Genomic DNA, 16661 nt, shown 5'->3' with positions numbered 1-16661 from the left:
CACCGAATGTCCGAAGAGCCATATTTGTACGTATAAAAATGATCGACGCTATGCAGCAATTCGACAGAACGCGACCAGACGACAAGGTTTGACCTTTGCCGCCGTCTGCAGCGTCGAAACGTCAACGTCAGGAACACTCGACACTCATCACCGTGACGGTGATCTCGCGCTCGCCGTCGGAGAAGACGAGGAAGATGTTCGGTGGGAAATCGTCGGTTTGGATGCGGAGCGCCTAGCCGCGATCGCCCAGCTGGTGCGGGCTGCCCGAGCCGCCGCCCGAGGTCCGCAGAACCGGGCTAAAACACCTTGACGGCATGCAGCGACTCACCCTTGAGGCGGGAGCGGCCCGCGAGGTCCGCCAGCTCGATCAACGCGCCCACGCCTGCGACCACAAAGCCGAGGTCTCGCACAAGCTCACAGCTCGCCGCGAGCGTGCCGCCGGTCGCGAGCACGTCATCCAGAATCAAGACTCGGGTGCCGGGCGCGACATCGCGCTGCATCTCGATCGTGGCCGAGCCGTACTCGAGGTCATATGAACGGGATGCCGCGGGCGCGGGCAGCTTCCCGGCCTTGCGAATCGGCACGAGACCGCAGCCGACTCGCGCCGCGACGGCGCCGGCGATCAGAAATCCTCGTGCCTCGACACCCGCGACGACGTCATACGTGGAGTTAAACGGCGCCACGAGGGCACGCAGCGAGACGTCGAAGGCCTCGGGTTGCGCAAACAGCGGCAGCACGTCGCGGAAGAGCACTCCCGGTTCGGGGTAGTCGGGGATGCTGCCCACGTGCGCCAGCGCATCCGCAAGTTCAGCCGGTGTGGGGGCGGTGACGTGCTGAGGTGTCACCAGGTTCGTCTGCTCCACGCCTACTCCCCTTGGCCGATGCGGTGGAGCAGTTCGGTCATGCGCACGTGCACCTGCTCGATATTCGGGATGTCGTCGAGGCGCAGCGGATTGTCAGCCGAAGTCTCGAGTACGAGTGTGCCACAGCGGAAGATGCGATCGACAAATGACCGCTCGTACGCGACATTCGAGATACCGCGCAGCGGGATATCGTGGCCGCGCTTGTTGAAGATGCCGGTGCGGGTAATCACGCGACGGTCCGTGATCGTGTAGGTCGTGGTGAGCCACTTCAGCCACGGCACGAGCGCGACGGGAATGAGCACCACGACGCAGACACCCCAGATGACGTAGCTGCCGATCGGCTGCGCGTCCGGCGGCAGCAAGATCGTGCCGACGATGGCGGCGACCAGCACGAGTAGCCCGAGTAGCAACCAGCCCAAGATGCGCTTGATGTGGGTTCGAAGATGGAAGACGACGTGCTCATTTTCACCGAGCAGGCGTTGCGGGATTCCCATGTCGTCAGCGTACTCGCCGGGACCGCCGACGCTACGCTCGACACATGACGAGCTTGCGCCAATTGCAGTCCACCCTTGACGCGCTATTTCCCGAGACGGATGCCGAGCCGTGGGATGCGGTTGGCCCGGCAGCCGGCGATCCCGACGCCGAGGTAACGCGAGTGCTGCTCGCGGTCGACCCAGTTTCGGCAACCGTGGACGAGGCGCTCGAGTTTGGCGCGCAACTGCTGGTGACGCACCATCCGCTGGTACTGCGCGGCATTACAACCCTGCGCGAGGACCGTTACAAGGGTGCGCTACTCGCCCGACTCATTCGAGAGGGCTGTGCCCTGCACACCGCGCACACCAACGCCGATATCGTTGAGACGGGCCCGACCGGCACGATCTTCGATCGCCTCGGCGTCAATGCCAACAGCCGCCGGCCGATCGAGCCGCTCGCGAGCCGCCCGGAACGCGGCATCGGCCTCATCGGGGAGTTCGCCGAGTCCATCACCCTGCGCGAATTCGCCGAGCGTGTNGCGCGCATCATGCCGCCGACGGCAGGGGGAGTGCGCGTCGCTGGCGATCCGAAGCAACCGATTCGCCGCGTCGCCTGCTGCTCAGGCGCGGGCGATAGCCTGCTCGCGCACCCGCTCGTTACGAGCGCCGACGTCTACCTCACGTCGGACCTGCGCCATCACCCGGCTTCCGAGGCTCGCGAGCAATCGCTGCTCGGCGGGGGACCCGCGCTCGTCGATGTCGCCCACTTCGCAAGCGAATGGCTCTGGCTCGACGGGTTGGCCGACCGCCTTCGTGCCGCGCATCCCGAACTCGAAGTGCGTGTTTCGACCCGCAACACGGATCCGTGGACGTGGCATATCCCGCAGCGCACGACATCCGCTTCAAGTCAGGGACAATAGAGAACTATGAAGGCCTCACAACAGCACCAGCTGCGCCTGCTCGAATTGGCCAATCTCGATGCCAAACGGGGCCGGCTCCAGCACACCGCCAAGCACATTCCCGAACAGCTCAGCCTCGAAAAGATTGAGGGCGAACGCCGCGCGCGCCGGGCCGCCGCGGCCCAGGCCCTCGGCGAACTCGAGGATGCGCAGGCACAGCTGCGCCGTGTCGAGTCCGACGTACAGACCGTCGTGCAGCGCCAGCACGCCGACGAGGCCCGCCTTGCGACCGCGACCACGAGCAAAGAGATCACAGCGTTCGAGACAGAGATCGCCGCGCTGAAGCGTCGCCGCGACCGCCTCGAGGGCGAGCAACTCGAACTCGAGGAGCAGGTCGAGTCACTCACCGCGACGTACGAGGCCCGGCACGATGAGATGCGCACCCTCGAGGCCGAGGCGAGCGACCTCCTCGAGCGGCGCGACCTGGCCCGAGTCAACTTGCAGGTCGAGGCGAAGGAGCTGGGCACGGCGCGTCGCCTGCTGCTTGGCGGCATCCCGGCAGAGCTCGTCGCGCTCTACGAAGAAGTGCGCGGCAAGGTCGGCATCGGCGCTGCCGAGCTCGTGGGTAACGTCTCGATGGCCTCGAACGAGACCCTCGAGGTCGTGGACATGGCGAACGTGCGTCGCGCGACCGCCGACGAGGTGCTGTTCTGCCCCATGACCGGCGCGATTCTCGTGCGTACCGAGCGGTCGGACGTCTGATGCCGCGCAACCTCGTCGTTGAGGCCGACGGCGGATCTCGCGGCAACCCCGGGCCGGGCGGTTCAGGGTCGGTCATCATCGATGCCGACACCGGCGAGATCCTCGAAACCATCTCGCGCTCGCTCGGCGTCTGCACCAACAACGTCGCCGAGTACACGGGCCTCGTGCTCGGGCTCGAAGCGGCCTACCGCATCGACCCGCAGGCACAGGTCGAGGTGCGGATGGACTCGAAGCTTGTCGTCGAGCAGATGTCTGGCCGCTGGAAGATCAAGCACCCCGACATGCAGAAGCTCGCTGCAATCGCGCGCGACCTCATCGGCTCACGGCAGGTTCGCTTCACGTGGGTACCCCGCGCGCAGAACTCCCGGGCGGATGCGGCGGCGAACGCCGCGATGGACCACCCCGCCGAGTACCAGGGCCCGAATCCCCTCGCGGGCGACTCGCTGTTCTGAGCCATGCGCCGCACGCTAGAATAGTGGGATGAGTGGGCCGGCCAGACGGTCACGTGCCGCATCACGCGGTCCGAGGAACGTCCGGGCTCCACAGAGCAGGACGGTGGGTAACGCCCACCCGGGGTAACCCGCGAGACAGTGCCACAGAAAGCAAACCGCCCGCAAGGGTAAGGGTGAAAGGGTGGGGTAAGAGCCCACCGGGGGAGCGGTGACGTTCCTCGCACGGTAAACCTCGTCCGGAGCAAGGCCAACAGGAAACGTCGACGCGGCTCGCCGAGTTTCCGGGTGTGCTGCTAGAGCGACGTGGTAACGCGCCGCCGAGATAGATGGCCGTCGGGGAGTTCGCTCCTCACAGAACCCGGCGTACCGGCCGACCCACTCAACTTCTTGGCTAGTCCCAGCCCTCCTGGGCGAGCAGGGCGGCGCCAACGATACCCGCGTTGTTCGTCAGTTCGGCCGCGTCGATGCGAGTCGCGATCGAAATGTGCGGCAGGAAGTCGGCCGCCTGCTTCGAGATACCGCCCGAGACGATGAACAAGTCTGGCGAGAACAGCTGCTCGAGCTTGGCGAAGTACGGCGTCAGCCGATCAGTCGCCCACTCCTCGAGTGGTACGTTTTCGCGCTCACGTACCTTGGCCGAAGCGAACTTCTCGTAGTCGTCGTGACCGTCGACCGAAAGGTGGCCGAGCTCAGTGTTCGGCACCAGCTTTCCGTTGTGGATCAGCGCAGAACCGATACCAGTGCCGAGCGTGATGACAAGCAGCGAGCCCCGCGAGTCCTTCGCATGGCCGAACTTCGCCTCACCGTAGCCTGCAGCATCCGCGTCGTTGACGAGCGACACCGGCTGGCCGAGGTGCTCCGAGAATGCCGTCGCCGCGTCGAAGCCGATCCACTCGTCGGCGATGTTGGCCGCCGAGTAGGCGACGCCACGGCGCACCACCGACGGCATACACATGCCGATGTGGTAGTGATCGTCGTTTGCCTCGTCCTGCGCGAGGATCTTGTCGCGCAATTCCGCCACGGCCGACAGCACGGCATCGATCGGGGCGCCCTCAGGGGTCTTCACCTTCTGTCGTTCGCCAACGAGCTTGCCCTTATTAAGGTTGACGAGGGCGCCCTTGATGCCGGTGCCGCCAATGTCGATGCCGATTGCGACCGGCGCGTGCTTCTTTGCCATGAGGAATAGCCTACGCAGAGTTCGACACGCGAACGCCGTATTTCCTAGAGTTGCGACGGCGGCAGCGTGAGAATTTCTGGGCCGTCCTCACGCACGACGATGGTGTGCTCAAATTGCGCGCAGCGCGACCCGTCGCGCGTCACGACCGTCCAGTCGTCGTCCCACTGCTCCCAATCTTGCGACCCCGTCACGAGCATTGGCTCGATTGTGAAGATCATGCCCGCCTGAATCACGTCGTTGAAGCGATCCGTGTCGTAGTGGGGAATAATCAGGCCGGAGTGGAACGAGCGACCGACGCCGTGCCCCGTGTAGTCGCGCACCGACTCGTAGCCGAAGCGATTCGCGTACTTTTCGATCACGCGACCGATCACGTTGACCTCTCGGCCGGGCTTCGCCGCCTTGATGCCGCGCATCGTCGCCTCGTACGTGCGCTCGACGAGCAAGCGCGACTCCTCGGCCACGTCGCCAACGAGGTACATGCGATTCGTGTCGCCGTGCATCCCGTCGACGAACGCCGTGATGTCAATGTTGAGAATGTCGCCGTCCTCGAGCACCGTGTCGTCGGGGATGCCGTGGCAGATGCACTCGTTGAGCGAGGTGCAGATCGACTTCATGAAGCCACGGTAGCCAAGCGTCGACGGGTAGGCGTTGTGGCGCACGAGGAAGTCGTGGGCGAGCTCGTCGAGGCGCTCATGGGTCGTGCCGGGCACGACAAACGGCTCGAGGTATTCGAGCGCCGCGGCGGCGATGCGAGAGGCCTTGCGCACGCGGTCGATCTCTTCCTCGGTGTAGAGGTCGCCCATGCCGTCGGGCTCGTTGGCCGTCTTCTTGCCGACGTACTCGGGACGCGGGATGCTCGTGGGAACCTTGCGTTCGGGCGTAACGGTTCCGGGGATCAACAGACCGGTTTCAGAGTTTTTCGGCATATCGTCAAGTCTATGACGGAACAACAGTCCGAATTCTGGTTCAACACCCGCACCGGCGAAGTCGAGGAGGGCAAGCAGTCGATCTCATCCGAACGACTCGGTCCCTTCCCCACCCGCGAGGACGCGGCCCACGCAAACGACAAGCTCGCCGAGAACGCCCGCAAATGGGCCGAGGAAGATGCTCGCGAAGACGAGGACTAACGCGCCCCCGAGCGCTAGCTAGTAACTCTCGTCAGCGCTCGGGTAGGTCTGCTCGTGCACGTCGGAGATGAAGTTGCCGACCGCCTGCTCGAGCTGCTCGGCGAGGTTCGCGTACTTGCGCACAAACTTTGGGCTCCGGCCCGTGGTGTACCCGAAGGCGTCGGTCCAGACCATCATCTGGCCGTCGCACTCGACGCCACCACCGACGCTGATGGTTGGAATGTCGAGGGTGCGGGTCACGCGGCCGGCAACGTCGGCGGGCACCATCTCGATCACGACCGCGAACGCGCCCGCCTCCTGCACCGCGAGCGCGTCGTCGAGCAGCTGCTGCTCAGCATCGCCTCGACCCTGAATCACGTGCCCGCCGAGGTTGTGCTCCGACTGCGGGGTGAAGCCGATGTGGCCGAGCACGGGGATGCCCGNCCTCGGTGATGCGGCGAATCTGTTTGCGCATCCGCACGCCGCCCTCGAGCTTGACGCCGTGGGCACCCGCCTCCTTCATGAACCGAACTGCGGTCTGCAGCGCGTGCTCGGTTGACTCTTCATAGGAGCCGAACGGCATGTCGGCGACGACGAAGGCGCGCTGCGTCGCACGCGTGACCGAACGGGTCATCGTGATGAGCTCGTCGACCGTGATGGGCAGGGTCGAGTCGTAGCCGAGGATCACGTTCGCGGCGGAATCGCCGACGAGCAGGAGGTCAACTCCCGCACGGTCGAACACCGTGGCTGAGGGTGCGTCGTACGCGGTGAGACCGGTGATCTTGAGGCCATCCGCTTTCGCCTTCGCAAAATGACGGGTTCGAACACGCTTCACTGGGGTCTGCTCCGACATGGTGGCCATCCTATCCCGCTCACATTCGGCCCGCGGTCTCTATGCTCATGAGTATGAGCCAGCAGCAGGATTACGTGCTCCAGACCATTGACGACAACGACATCCGCTTCGTGCGGTTGTGGTTTACGGATGTGTTGGGAACGTTGAAATCGGTCGCGCTGACGCCCGCCGAGGTCGAGGGAGCGTTCGCCGAGGGAGTCGGCTTCGACGGGTCGACGATCGAGGGTCTGACTCGGCGCACGGAGTCCGATATGCTCCTGCAGCCCGACCCCTCGACCTTCCAGCAACTCAGCTGGCACGGCGTCGAGCGCAGCGCCCGCATGTTCTGCGATCTGACGACGCCCGACGGCCAGCCCGCGCTCAGTGATCCACGCAATGTACTCCGCCGCACGCTCGAGCGAGCCGCTTCCCTCGGGTTCGACTGCTACGTGCATCCCGAGGTCGAGTTCTACGTGCTCAAAGAGATCGGCGTCGGGCCGAATGGCGTGCAGCCGATCGATAGCGCCGGCTATTTCGACAACATCTCGGGTGGCATCACGCACGCGTTCCGCGCCCGCACGGTGCGGCTGCTCGAGGAACTCGGGATCGCTGTCGAGTTCAGCCACCACGAGGGTGGACCGGGGCAGAACGAGATCGACCTACGCTACGCCGACGCGCTCACGATGGCCGACAACCTCATGACCTTCCGCACCGTCGTGCACGAGGTCGCCGCCGAGCACGGCGTGCACGCGACCTTCATGCCGAAGCCGTCGATCGACTGGCCTGGCTCGGGCATGCACACCCACATCTCGCTGTTCGAGGGCGAGACAAACGCGTTCCACGAGCCCGGCGCGCAACACCAGCTCTCGAAGACCGGCCGCCACTTCATCGCCGGCCTCCTTCGCCACGCACGCGAAATCGCCGCCGTGACGAACCAGTCGGTCAATTCCTACAAGCGGCTCTGGGGCGGCGACGAGGCGCCGAGCTACGTTTGCTGGGGACACAACAACTCGTCGGCGCTCGTGCGGGTGCCGACCTACAAGCCGAACAAGTCTCGCTCCGCACGGGTCGAGTACCGCGCGATCGACTCCGCCGCGAATCCCTACCTCTCCTTCGCCGTGCTCATCGAAGCCGGTCTGCGCGGCATCGAGGGAGAGTACGAGGTGCCGGAGGAGATCGACGGCGACCTGCGCGACCTTTCGATGCGTGAACGCCACGTGCTCGGGTACGACGACCTGCCCCACGACCTCGACGAGGCCCTCCTCATTGCCGAGCAGTCCGAGCTCGTCGCGAACACCCTGGGCGAGCAGTTGTTCGAGTTCTTCCTCGAGAACAAGCGCAACGAGTGGAAGGCCTTCCGTCGGCAGGTCACCGACTACGAGCTCCGCGAGGGGCTCGGGCTCTGAAGCATGCGCGAGGGCATTCGCACCCGAATTCTGCGGGCGGGTTTCCGAGATTCACAGGGCGCCGCCGAGATGCTCACCGAGCTCGGCGGTGTGCTCGACCTCGGCGACACGGTCGTGCTGTCGCTCTTCGAGCCGTTCGATCCCGAGCCCGAGGTCGCGTTGCGCGAGCTCATTTCGCTGTTCGAGCATNCAGCCCGAGCTCGCCGCGGCCTGGCGGGATGACCTCACCAAGCTGCGCTCGGTGGTCTCGCTGTTCGCGAGCTCAAGCCGCCTCGTCGAACTCGTGCGCCGACACCCCGACGTCGTCGACGAGATGCATGCCGAGTCACACGAATTGCCGTCAACCTCGGGGATGCGCACCCGCATGCTTGATGCGGTGGCCGGCTTCGAGGGTGAGGACGCGACCGCGCGGCTGCGCTTGCGCTACCGCGTCGAGCTCGCGAAGATCGCCCTCTACGATTTGCGACTCCCGCAGCCGGCGGTATCGCTGCATCGCATCGGCGAAGCGCTCGCCGACCTCGCATCGGTCACCATCGACGTGGCCCTGATGCTCGCGCGAGACGAGCTCAGTGCGCCGCCGAGCGGTTTCGGTCGCTTCCCCGCCGAAGAGGTCGACAACGTGCGCCTCGCCGTCATCGGCATGGGCAAGTGCGGCGCCCGCGAGCTCAACTACATCTCCGATATCGACGTCATGTTCGTCGCCGAGCCGGCCGCCGACAGCGAGCTCTCGGTGCCGAGGGCGATCGAGATCGCCACCCGGCTGGCCTCGACGATGATGCACATCCTGATGGACTACGCCGTCGAGCCACCGCTTTGGGAGGTCGACGCGAACCTTCGCCCCGAGGGTAAGGACGGCGCGCTCGTACGCACGCCCGACAGCTACCTGAACTATTACCATCGGTGGGCCGAGAACTGGGAGTTCATGGCCTTGCTCAAGGCTCGCCCCATCGCGGGCGACCTCGACCTGGGCGAGCGCTTCGTCGATGCCGTGGCGCCCCTCGTGTGGAACGCGGGCGACCGCGACAACTTCGTGCTCGGCGTCCAGCGCATGCGCAAGCGCGTCATTGACCACATCCCGCGCTCGGAGGTGCAGCGCGAACTCAAGCTCGGACCGGGTGGCCTCCGCGACGTCGAGTTCCCGGTGCAGCTGTTGCAGATCGTGCACGGACAGGTCGACGAACACCTGCGAGTGCGGAGCACCCTCGACGCCATCAACGCGCTCACGGCCGAGGGCCACATCGGTCGTGACGATGCCGCCCAGTTCGCGAACGACTACCGCTTCCTGCGCCTCCTCGAACATCGTGTGCAGCTGCGCGACCTCAAGCGCACTCACCTTGTGCCCGACGATCCTGCCGCGCTGCGGGCTCTCGTGCGCGGCTCGCGCATCGGCAGCGTCGAGGTGCTCAAGCGCGAACTCGAGGAGGTTCGCCGGCGGGTGCGACAGTTGCACGAGAAGCTCTTCTTCAGGCCCCTCGTGACCGCCGCGGCCCACCTCAGCGCCGACCAGTTCCATCTCGCCGACGACCGCGTGCTCGTGCGCCTGCGTGCGATCGGCTACCGCGACCCGCGGGGTGCGCTCGGGCACATCCAAGCCCTCACGCAGGGCGTGTCTCGGCGTGCGACGATGCAGCGCAACCTGCTGCCGGTGCTGCTGGAGTGGCTCGCTGAGGGAACGAACCCCGACCAAGGTCTACTGGCGTTCCGCAAGCTGTCCGAGCAGAACGGCGAAGCCTCGTGGTACTTGCGGCTGCTGCGTGACTCAAACCTTGCTGCCCGCCGGCTCTGCGAAGTACTCGCCAACAGCGCGTTCTGCGCCACCTTCCTCGAGCTCTTCCCCGAGGCGGTGAAGTGGCTCGATTCGGATGCGCAGCTCAAACCACGCTCGCTCGAAGACCTCCAGGCGGAGTTCGTCGGCGCGCTGAAGCGTCATAACGATGACGTGCGGCTCGGGCGCATCCTGCGAGGCCTACGGCGCCGTGAAATGCTGCGCCTCGCCCTCGCCGCCGTGCTCAGCGTCGACTCGGTCGACGAGATTGCTGAGGGCCTCACCGTGATCGGCGAGTTCGCGATCGGCGGGGCGCTCGCCGCAGCACGTCAGATCGACGACCGACACTACCCGCCGTTTGCGGTCATTGGTATGGGGCGATTCGGCGGTGCCGAACTGGGCTTCGGCAGCGACCTCGATGTGCTCTATGTGTATGGCACCGACGGCTTCGCGGGGGATAACCCCGCCGGAGCCGCGCGCACCCTCGTGCGTCGCGTGCAGGAGCTCCTCGAGGACGCCCGCCTGCCCATCGACCTGGATGCGGATCTCCGACCCGAGGGCAAGAGCGGCGAGCTCGTTCGGTCGCTCACTGCGTATCAGAACTATTACTCGAAGTGGTCGCTCGGCTGGGAGGCCCAGGCGCTGCTTCGCGCCCGCGGAGTCGCCGGCGACGACAGTCTCATTGCGGGCTTCACCGAGATTGCCGACGCCACTCGCTACCGTTCGTCGGGGCTCGCGGCGAAGGAACTCATTGAGATCCGCCGCATCAAAGCACGGATGGAGGACGAACGGCTGCCTCGGGGCGTCGATCCGAAACGCCACCTCAAGCTCGGCCGAGGCTCGCTCAGCGATGTCGAGTGGCTCGTGCAGACGCTGCAGCTCGACCGCGGCCACGACATTCCCGAGCTGCGCACAACGTCAACGCTGACCGCGCTTCGAGTCGCCACCGAGCACGGAATTCTCGGCCACCAGGACGCCGAGACCCTTCGTGCGGCGTGGCTGCTCGCAAGTCGCGTGCGTTCCGGCGTGCTGCTCTACTCGAATTCGCAAACCGATGTGTTGCCCGGCGACTCGGTGGCGCTCGAGGGCGTCGCACGGTTGCTCGGCTACGAGCCCGGAAGCGGCGTGGAACTCGAGAACGACTACCTCAACGCAACCCGGCGCGCGCGCGGCGTGTTTGAGCGCATCTTCTACGGCGACTGACGGGCCCGTCCTCGACGGTACCTAGAGCACCGTCGTGCCGAACAGCATGCCGACAACGAACGTCGCGGCGAGGGCGATGACGCCACCGATGCAGGTACGCAAGATCGCGCGCAAGCGGTTCGCACCGCCGATCCAAGCCGCGATCGAGCCGGTGACGCCGAGCGCCACGATGGTCGCGGCGAAGGTGACGGGGATGTTCAGGGTTGTGGGGAGGAACAGAATCGTGAGCATCGGCAGAATTGCGCCGACGAAGAACGACAGGGCCGACGCGAGCGCCGCCTGCCAGGGGTTGACCACGTCATCCTCCGAAATGTTGAGTTCGAGCGACAGGTGCGCCTTCAGCGCACCCCGCTCGGTCATCTCTTTCGCGACCTGCTCGGCGGTGTTGCGGCTCAGGCCCTGATTTTCGTAGAGGCCGACGAGCTCCTCAAACTCACCTTCGGGGTCTTCGCGGAGTTCCTCGCGTTCCTTTTCAATCAGCGCGTTCTCCGAGTCGCGCTGGCTTGAGACCGAGACGTATTCGCCCAGGGCCATCGAGATCGCCCCACCCACAACCGCGGCCGCGCCGGCAAGGAGCACCGGCGTGAACTGGTTTGTGGCGCTCGCGACGCCAACGACCACGGCGGCGGTCGAGACGATACCGTCGTTGGCCCCGAGCACGCCGGCGCGTAGCCAGTTGAGCCGCTGGGCGAGCCCCGTGATCTGATGCGGTTCGGCTCGCTGTGCCTCGTGCCCGGTGCTGCTCGTCATACTGCCAATCGTAGGCGCAACCACCGACACCGGAAACGCCGACGGGGCAAAGCGCAGTGCGCTTCGCCCCGTCGTAACTGACTCGCTTACTAGCAGCCGAAGGTGAGGTCGAACTCGTAGGGGTGGGGGCGTGCCGCGAGCGGCGCCACCTCGGTCTCGAACTTGTAGTCGATCCAGGTGCGGATCAGGTCCTCGTCGAACACATTGCCCTTGAGCAGGAACTCGTGGTCGGCCTCGAGCGCGCGCAGCGACTCGACGAGCGAGGTCGAGAGCTGCGGAATGCTCTTGGCTTCCTCCGGCGGAAGCTCGTAGAGATCCTTGTCGATCGGCTCGTGCGGCTCGATGCGGTTCTGGATACCGTCGAGGCCCGCCATGAGCTGTGCGGCGAACGCGAGGTACGGGTTCGATGAGGCGTCAGGTGCGCGGAATTCGATGCGCTTCGCCTTCGGGTTCGTGCCCGTGATCGGGATGCGGATGGCCGCCGAGCGGTTACCCGCCGAGTAGACGAGGTTGATCGGCGCCTCGTAGCCCTTTACCAGGCGGTGATACGAGTTCGCGCTCGGGTTCGTGAACGCGGCGAGGGCGTTCGCGTGCTTGAGGATGCCGCCGATATACCAGCGTGCCGTGTCCGAAAGCGAGCCGTAGCCGGCCTCGTCGTAGAACAGCGGAGTACCCTCGCTCCAGAGCGACTGGTGGGTGTGCATGCCCGAACCGTTGTCGCCGAAGAGCGGCTTCGGCATGAACGTGGCGACGTGACCCCAGTCGTTCGCGACACCCTTTACGAGGTACTTGAACTTGAGGATATCGTCGGCCGCGTGCACGAGCGTGTTGAACTTGTAGTTGATCTCCTGCTGACCGCCGGTACCAACCTCGTGGTGGGCGCGCTCGACCTCAAGGCCGGCGTTGATCAGCTCGAGGGTGATGGCGTCGCGCAGGTCGGCGGTCTTGTCGACCGGCGAGACGGGGAAGTAGCCGCCCTTGTAGCCGGTCTTGTTGCCGAGGTTGCCGCCCTCTTCTTCACGCGCGGTGTTCCACGCGCCCTCGATCGAGTCGACCTGGTAGAAGCTACGGTTCGGTGCGACCTCGTGGCGGACGTCGTCGAAGATGTAGAACTCCGCCTCGGGGGCGAAGAACGCGGTGTCGGCGATGCCGGTGGAGGCGAGGTACTTCTCAGCCTTCTTCGCGGTCTGGCGCGGGTCNGCGCGCGTAGATCTCGCCGGTGCGCGGGTTGTAGATGTCGAAGATCATCACGAGCGTCGGCTCGGCCCGGAACGGATCGAGGTAGGCCGTGGTTACGTCGGGGATGAGCTGCATGTCCGACTCGTTGATCGAGGCGAAGCCCTGAATCGAGGAGCCGTCAAACAACTGACCGTCGGTGAAGAAGTCTTCGTCGACAGTGCTCGCTGGGATGTTGAAGTGCTGCTGCACGCCCGGCAGATCGGTGAAGCGGATGTCGAGGAATGCGACGCCCTGCTCCTTAATAAATTCCAGCACTTCGGACGGTGTTTTGAACATATCGCTCCATCTCGGGAGATTAACAAGGGTCTGCGGGCTGGTTTCATACTACGCGGCATCGACTGTGCGGCTGTCGCGCCTTCCCGCAAAAACCGTCGGAGACGGATCGATAGGATTGAGTTGTGCCACGAAATTCCTCCCCGAACGCCGAACCCGACCGCCACTATCAGGGGGAGCGACTCGGCCTCCCCGAAGCAGGCCCGGGCTCGATGGCGGGCTTCGGCCGCCGGCTGGCCGGACTCGCGATCGACTGGGGCATCGCGGTGGCGATCGCCTACTTCGCGTTCGATTACAACCCCGTCGCCATCATGGGCATCTTCATCGGGCTGTCTTGGCTCGGCATCGCCCTGCTCGGTGGCTCGCTTGGACACCTGCTGTGTGGCATGCGCCTGAATACAGTCGCGGGCGCCACCCCGGGTTGGTGGCGCCCGCTTGTACGTCAGGTGCTGGTGATGCTCGTCCTGCCTCCGCTCGTTGCAGATGAGGACGGTCGGGGCATGCACGACGTCCTGACTGGACTCGTGCTGCGCCGCTACGTGCGGTCTTAGCGCATCTGCGACCGCGAAGGACGAATCTTCGAGGGGTCCATGCCCTTCGGAATCGGCAGCTCGGACTTCGAGAGCGACTGCAGGCGAGCATCCACGGCGAGAATCTCGTCGCGACGGAGCTTGTTCGGCAGGCGCTTCACTTCGCGCTTCAGCTTGCCGAGTGAGACACCGCCCTGACCCACGAGGATGTGGTGGACGGTGACGGTCGGAACGACGCGCTGCACCTTGCGACGCTCATCGGCGAGCAGCTTCTTCGAGGCGGCATTGTCGGCCTCGGTGAACAGGATGACGCCGGGCTTGCCGACGGCGCGGAAGATGACGTCCTGCGTGCGGGGGTTGAACGCGACGGGCATGTCGCTGGTGCGCCAGGTGCCGCGCAGACTCGACTGCAGCACGGCGCCGGTGGCGCCCTGGCGGCCCTCAAGCTGCGAGTAGGCGACCTTCTCGGCGCGGTTGTTCAGCACGAACATGAACAGCATGAGGCCGAACAGCAGGCCGAGGATCATGAAGATGATCCACATGATCCAGTTGTCGCGGTACATGAAGAAGCACAGGAAGAACGCCGCGAGAATCGGCAGCACCGCCGCAGTGATCATCAGTGCGACGCCGGGCTTGTCGTACTTCGCCGTCATCTTCACAACGTCGATGATTTGACGGAAGCGACCGGGCTCCTTGGTGCTCGATTCAGAGGATTTAGCCATAGTTCACCTAGGATACCCGCCCCGCGCCATCCACAGGATTCGATCCGACGAACGTTATCCACAATTTCCCTCGGTCAGCCGTTCGCTCGGCAAGTTCGCGTCGCACAATGCCCGATATGCGCCTACAACACCGCCCCGAGTCCGAGACCGCACCTGCCATCGGGTCCACCGTGGCGGGCTGGCGGCTGGTTCGGCCGCTGCCCCAGGAGATCCCCGGTGTGCTGAGCTTTGTCGCCGTGGCCGAACGCACCCCAGAGGGGGCCGCCTCGAGCAACCACTGGGTCGGGTTCTCCGTCGAGCAACCCGAGCCCCTCATGCACCGTCGCCTCAATATCGCCACCGATGATGCCTCGGCGACACGGTTGAGCCGCGACGCGCGCACTCGGCATCGACACGGCGGTGACTTCGTGCGACCGTACTTCGAACTGCTCAGCGACGGGCATCGCCGGTTGACCGTGGGGGAGTTAGTGCAGGACTCGAGCTTTGCGGCGCTCGTGTCGCGCGAAGTTGAGCTGCCGCCTGGCGCAGTGGTCACCCTCGCGGTGCCGGTGCTCGAATCGGTCGCCCAGGCGCATCGGCGTGGATTTACCCACGGGGCGCTCGCGCTCACCGCCTGCCGAATCGACAGCAGCGGCAAACCGTGGGTCGAGGAATGGTCGGCGAGCGTCGATCTCGATGACTTGAGCGGGATGCGCCGCGACCTCGCAATCCAAGATGACCTGCGGGGTCTTGGTCGCCTCTGCGACGCGCTACTCGCCCATTCGAGCGGCGAGGCGAGCGGGCAAGTTCGCGAGCTGGTTGCCACGCTCGCCCAGGGAGCCCCGGTAGCCGACCCGATTCCACGCCTCGTTGATGCGCTGTTTGCCTGGGCACCGCCTGCGGCGCTCGCCGTTGCGGCACCCGTCGCGCATCACGTCGAGCCTGGGCAACTATCGGAACGACCGGCTCGGCCTGCAAAAGACCACGCCGGGTCGGTAGATGACGACCCGCTCATCGAAGCGCAGCCCAGTCAACGTCGCGTGGGTGTGACGGCGTCGATGGCCGTCGGGTGGCGGCTCATCGCCATGCGCGCGAGCGGAATTCGCCCGGCTGTCTGGCTCGGCCTGGTCGGTGCCGGCTGCGCGGTCGCGGTGGTTTCCCCGCTCCTGTAAGCGTTGCCGCTGCTGCTTATTCTCACGGGAAACAAATGGGCGGGCGTGCAGCCAGTTCGCTGCACGCCCGCCCATTCACTCGCCAGTGACTAAATGCCGAGGTTGCCCTCGAACGCGCCCTCTTCGAGGCGCTGCTTGACCTGCGTCAGGTAACGGGCCGCGTCGGCGCCGTCGATGATGCGGTGGTCGTAGCTGAGCGCGAGGTACACCATCGAACGAATCGCGATGCTCTCGGTGCCGTCGGCCGTCTTGACGACCGTCGGGCGCTTCACGACCGCGCCGGTGCCGAGGATGGCCTCCTGCGGCAGGAACACGACCGGGGTGTCGAACAGCGCACCGCGCGAGCCCGTGTTCGTCACAGTGAAGGTGCCGCCGGCAAGCTCGTCGGGGAGCAGCTTGTTGTCACGCGTGCGCGTCGCGAGGTCGTCGATCGACTTCGCGAGCTCGGCGATGTTCAGACCGCCAGCGTTTTTAATCACCGGGGTGAGCAGACCGCGCTCGGTGTCGACCGCAATCGACACGTTCTCGCCCTCGGGGTAGACGATCTCGTCACCCTGAACGGTCGAGTTGATGATCGGGTAGGACTGCAGGCCCTCGATCGCGGCGAGCGTGAAGAACGGCAGGAAGGAAAGCTTCGAGCCGGTCTTCTCGAGGAACTCGTTCTTCTTCGCCGCGCGGAGGTTGGCAACGCGGGTCACGTCGACCTCAATCACCGTGGTGAGCTGCGCCGTCGTGGTCATCGACTCAACGGCACGCTGCGAAACAACCTTGCGCAGGCGCGACATCTTCGCGCTCGTGCCGCGCAGTGGCGACACCTCGTGCGGGGTGGCCTCGGTCGGCACACCGGCGGAGGCTGCGGGCGCGGCCGCAGTCGCGGCCGCCGGTGCCTGCGACTTCGCGGCCTCGAGCACGTCTTCCTTTCGGATGCGTCCGCCGACGCCCGAGCCAGTGATCTTGGTCAGATCGACACCATGCTCCGCAGCGAGCTTGCGCACGATCGGAGTCACATAGCGGGGGTCGCTCTTCGTCTCAGGGCGCTGCGGGGCAGCGGGGGCCTT

At 65.5% G+C, this 16661-nt stretch carries 16 protein-coding genes, 1 other RNA gene and 2 pseudogenes; 10 read left to right on the top strand and 9 right to left on the bottom strand.

The window, feature by feature from the left end; translation table 11 throughout:
* The coding region (locus ID132_RS13095) for a hypothetical protein (protein ID WP_211198268.1) at positions 1-310 on the top strand (310 nt) is incomplete at its 5' end.
* On the opposite strand, the gene ID132_RS04655 is transcribed toward ID132_RS13095, so the two are convergent.
* Positions 297-863 carry an adenine phosphoribosyltransferase gene (locus ID132_RS04655; protein ID WP_328743680.1) on the bottom strand — a complete coding sequence of 189 codons (567 nt, stop codon included), beginning with the start codon at positions 861-863 and terminating at the stop codon, positions 297-299. The two genes, ID132_RS13095 and ID132_RS04655, sit on opposite strands and share 14 nt — an antisense overlap.
* Before the next feature lie 2 nt (positions 864-865).
* On the bottom strand, positions 866-1357 hold the full coding sequence (locus ID132_RS04650) for a PH domain-containing protein (RefSeq protein WP_125105987.1): 492 nt from the start codon (positions 1355-1357) through the stop codon (positions 866-868).
* A gap of 44 nt (positions 1358-1401) precedes the next feature.
* Between ID132_RS04650 and ID132_RS04645 the strand changes: the two genes are divergently transcribed.
* The 4 genes from ID132_RS04645 (at position 1402) to rnpB (ending at position 3831) form a co-directional block, all read left to right on the top strand.
* Complete coding sequence (locus ID132_RS04645; RefSeq protein WP_125105986.1) at positions 1402-2256, top strand: Nif3-like dinuclear metal center hexameric protein; 855 nt, start codon at positions 1402-1404, stop codon at positions 2254-2256.
* Between the two features lie 6 nt (positions 2257-2262).
* On the top strand, positions 2263-2997 hold the full coding sequence (locus ID132_RS04640; RefSeq protein ID WP_125105985.1) for a zinc ribbon domain-containing protein: 735 nt from the start codon (positions 2263-2265) through the stop codon (positions 2995-2997).
* On the top strand, positions 2997-3449 hold the full coding sequence (locus ID132_RS04635) for a reverse transcriptase-like protein (protein WP_125105984.1): 453 nt from the start codon (positions 2997-2999) through the stop codon (positions 3447-3449). The genes ID132_RS04640 and ID132_RS04635 overlap by 1 nt, the downstream gene beginning before the upstream one ends.
* Positions 3450-3482: 33 nt before the next feature.
* Positions 3483-3831, top strand: an RNA gene (gene rnpB, locus ID132_RS04630) — RNase P RNA component class A.
* 9 nt (positions 3832-3840) lie between these two features.
* Here rnpB and ppgK read toward each other — a convergent pair.
* Positions 3841-4626 (bottom strand): polyphosphate--glucose phosphotransferase, encoded by a 786-nt coding sequence (ppgK, locus tag ID132_RS04625; RefSeq protein ID WP_193127965.1) that lies wholly within the window; start codon positions 4624-4626, stop codon positions 3841-3843.
* A gap of 44 nt (positions 4627-4670) precedes the next feature.
* The gene (map, locus tag ID132_RS04620; protein ID WP_125105982.1) at positions 4671-5552 is read right to left on the bottom strand and encodes a type I methionyl aminopeptidase; all 882 of its coding nucleotides are present in this window, start codon (positions 5550-5552) and stop codon (positions 4671-4673) included.
* Positions 5553-5564: 12 nt separating this feature from the next.
* On the opposite strand from map, the gene ID132_RS04615 reads away from it, so the two are divergent.
* A complete protein-coding gene (locus tag ID132_RS04615) occupies positions 5565-5753 on the top strand; it encodes an SPOR domain-containing protein (RefSeq protein WP_193127964.1) in 189 nt (62 codons plus the stop codon).
* A gap of 18 nt (positions 5754-5771) precedes the next feature.
* Here the strand turns inward: ID132_RS04615 and panB are convergent.
* Positions 5772-6585 (bottom strand): annotated as a pseudogene (panB, locus tag ID132_RS04610) (3-methyl-2-oxobutanoate hydroxymethyltransferase).
* 53 nt (positions 6586-6638) lie between these two features.
* Between panB and ID132_RS04605 the strand changes: the two are divergent.
* Both ID132_RS04605 and ID132_RS04600 read left to right on the top strand, forming a co-directional pair.
* Positions 6639-7970 (top strand): glutamine synthetase family protein, encoded by a 1332-nt coding sequence (locus ID132_RS04605; RefSeq protein WP_125105979.1) that lies wholly within the window; start codon positions 6639-6641, stop codon positions 7968-7970.
* A 241-nt stretch (positions 7971-8211) separates the two neighbouring features.
* A complete protein-coding gene (locus ID132_RS04600) occupies positions 8212-10938 on the top strand; it encodes a bifunctional [glutamine synthetase] adenylyltransferase/[glutamine synthetase]-adenylyl-L-tyrosine phosphorylase (protein ID WP_328743679.1) in 2727 nt (908 codons plus the stop codon).
* 21 nt (positions 10939-10959) lie between these two features.
* Here the strand turns inward: ID132_RS04600 and ID132_RS04595 are convergent, their stop codons facing one another.
* Positions 10960-11688, bottom strand: a complete 729-nt coding sequence (locus tag ID132_RS04595; RefSeq protein ID WP_193127963.1) for a VIT1/CCC1 transporter family protein — start codon at positions 11686-11688, stop codon at positions 10960-10962.
* Positions 11689-11777: 89 nt separating this feature from the next.
* Positions 11778-13203: pseudogene (gene glnA, locus ID132_RS04590) on the bottom strand (type I glutamate--ammonia ligase).
* A 122-nt stretch (positions 13204-13325) separates the two neighbouring features.
* On the opposite strand from glnA, the gene ID132_RS04585 reads away from it, so the two are divergent.
* Positions 13326-13751 (top strand): RDD family protein, encoded by a 426-nt coding sequence (locus tag ID132_RS04585; RefSeq protein WP_164509686.1) that lies wholly within the window; start codon positions 13326-13328, stop codon positions 13749-13751.
* Here the strand turns inward: ID132_RS04585 and ID132_RS04580 are convergent.
* On the bottom strand, positions 13748-14452 hold the full coding sequence (locus ID132_RS04580) for a DUF4191 domain-containing protein (protein ID WP_193127962.1): 705 nt from the start codon (positions 14450-14452) through the stop codon (positions 13748-13750). The two genes, ID132_RS04585 and ID132_RS04580, sit on opposite strands and share 4 nt — an antisense overlap.
* A gap of 116 nt (positions 14453-14568) precedes the next feature.
* On the opposite strand from ID132_RS04580, the gene ID132_RS04575 reads away from it, so the two are divergent.
* On the top strand, positions 14569-15603 hold the full coding sequence (locus ID132_RS04575; protein WP_125105974.1) for a protein kinase family protein: 1035 nt from the start codon (positions 14569-14571) through the stop codon (positions 15601-15603).
* Positions 15604-15692: 89 nt separating this feature from the next.
* Here ID132_RS04575 and sucB read toward each other — a convergent pair.
* The coding region (gene sucB, locus ID132_RS04570) for a 2-oxoglutarate dehydrogenase, E2 component, dihydrolipoamide succinyltransferase (RefSeq protein ID WP_193127961.1) at positions 15693-16661 on the bottom strand (969 nt) is incomplete at its 5' end.

This window comes from Gulosibacter sediminis (genome assembly GCF_014904065.1).
In the GTDB taxonomy this organism is placed as follows: Bacteria; Actinomycetota; Actinomycetes; order Actinomycetales; family Microbacteriaceae; genus Gulosibacter; species Gulosibacter sediminis.
This window is presented reverse-complemented; position numbering and strand designations above follow the sequence as displayed.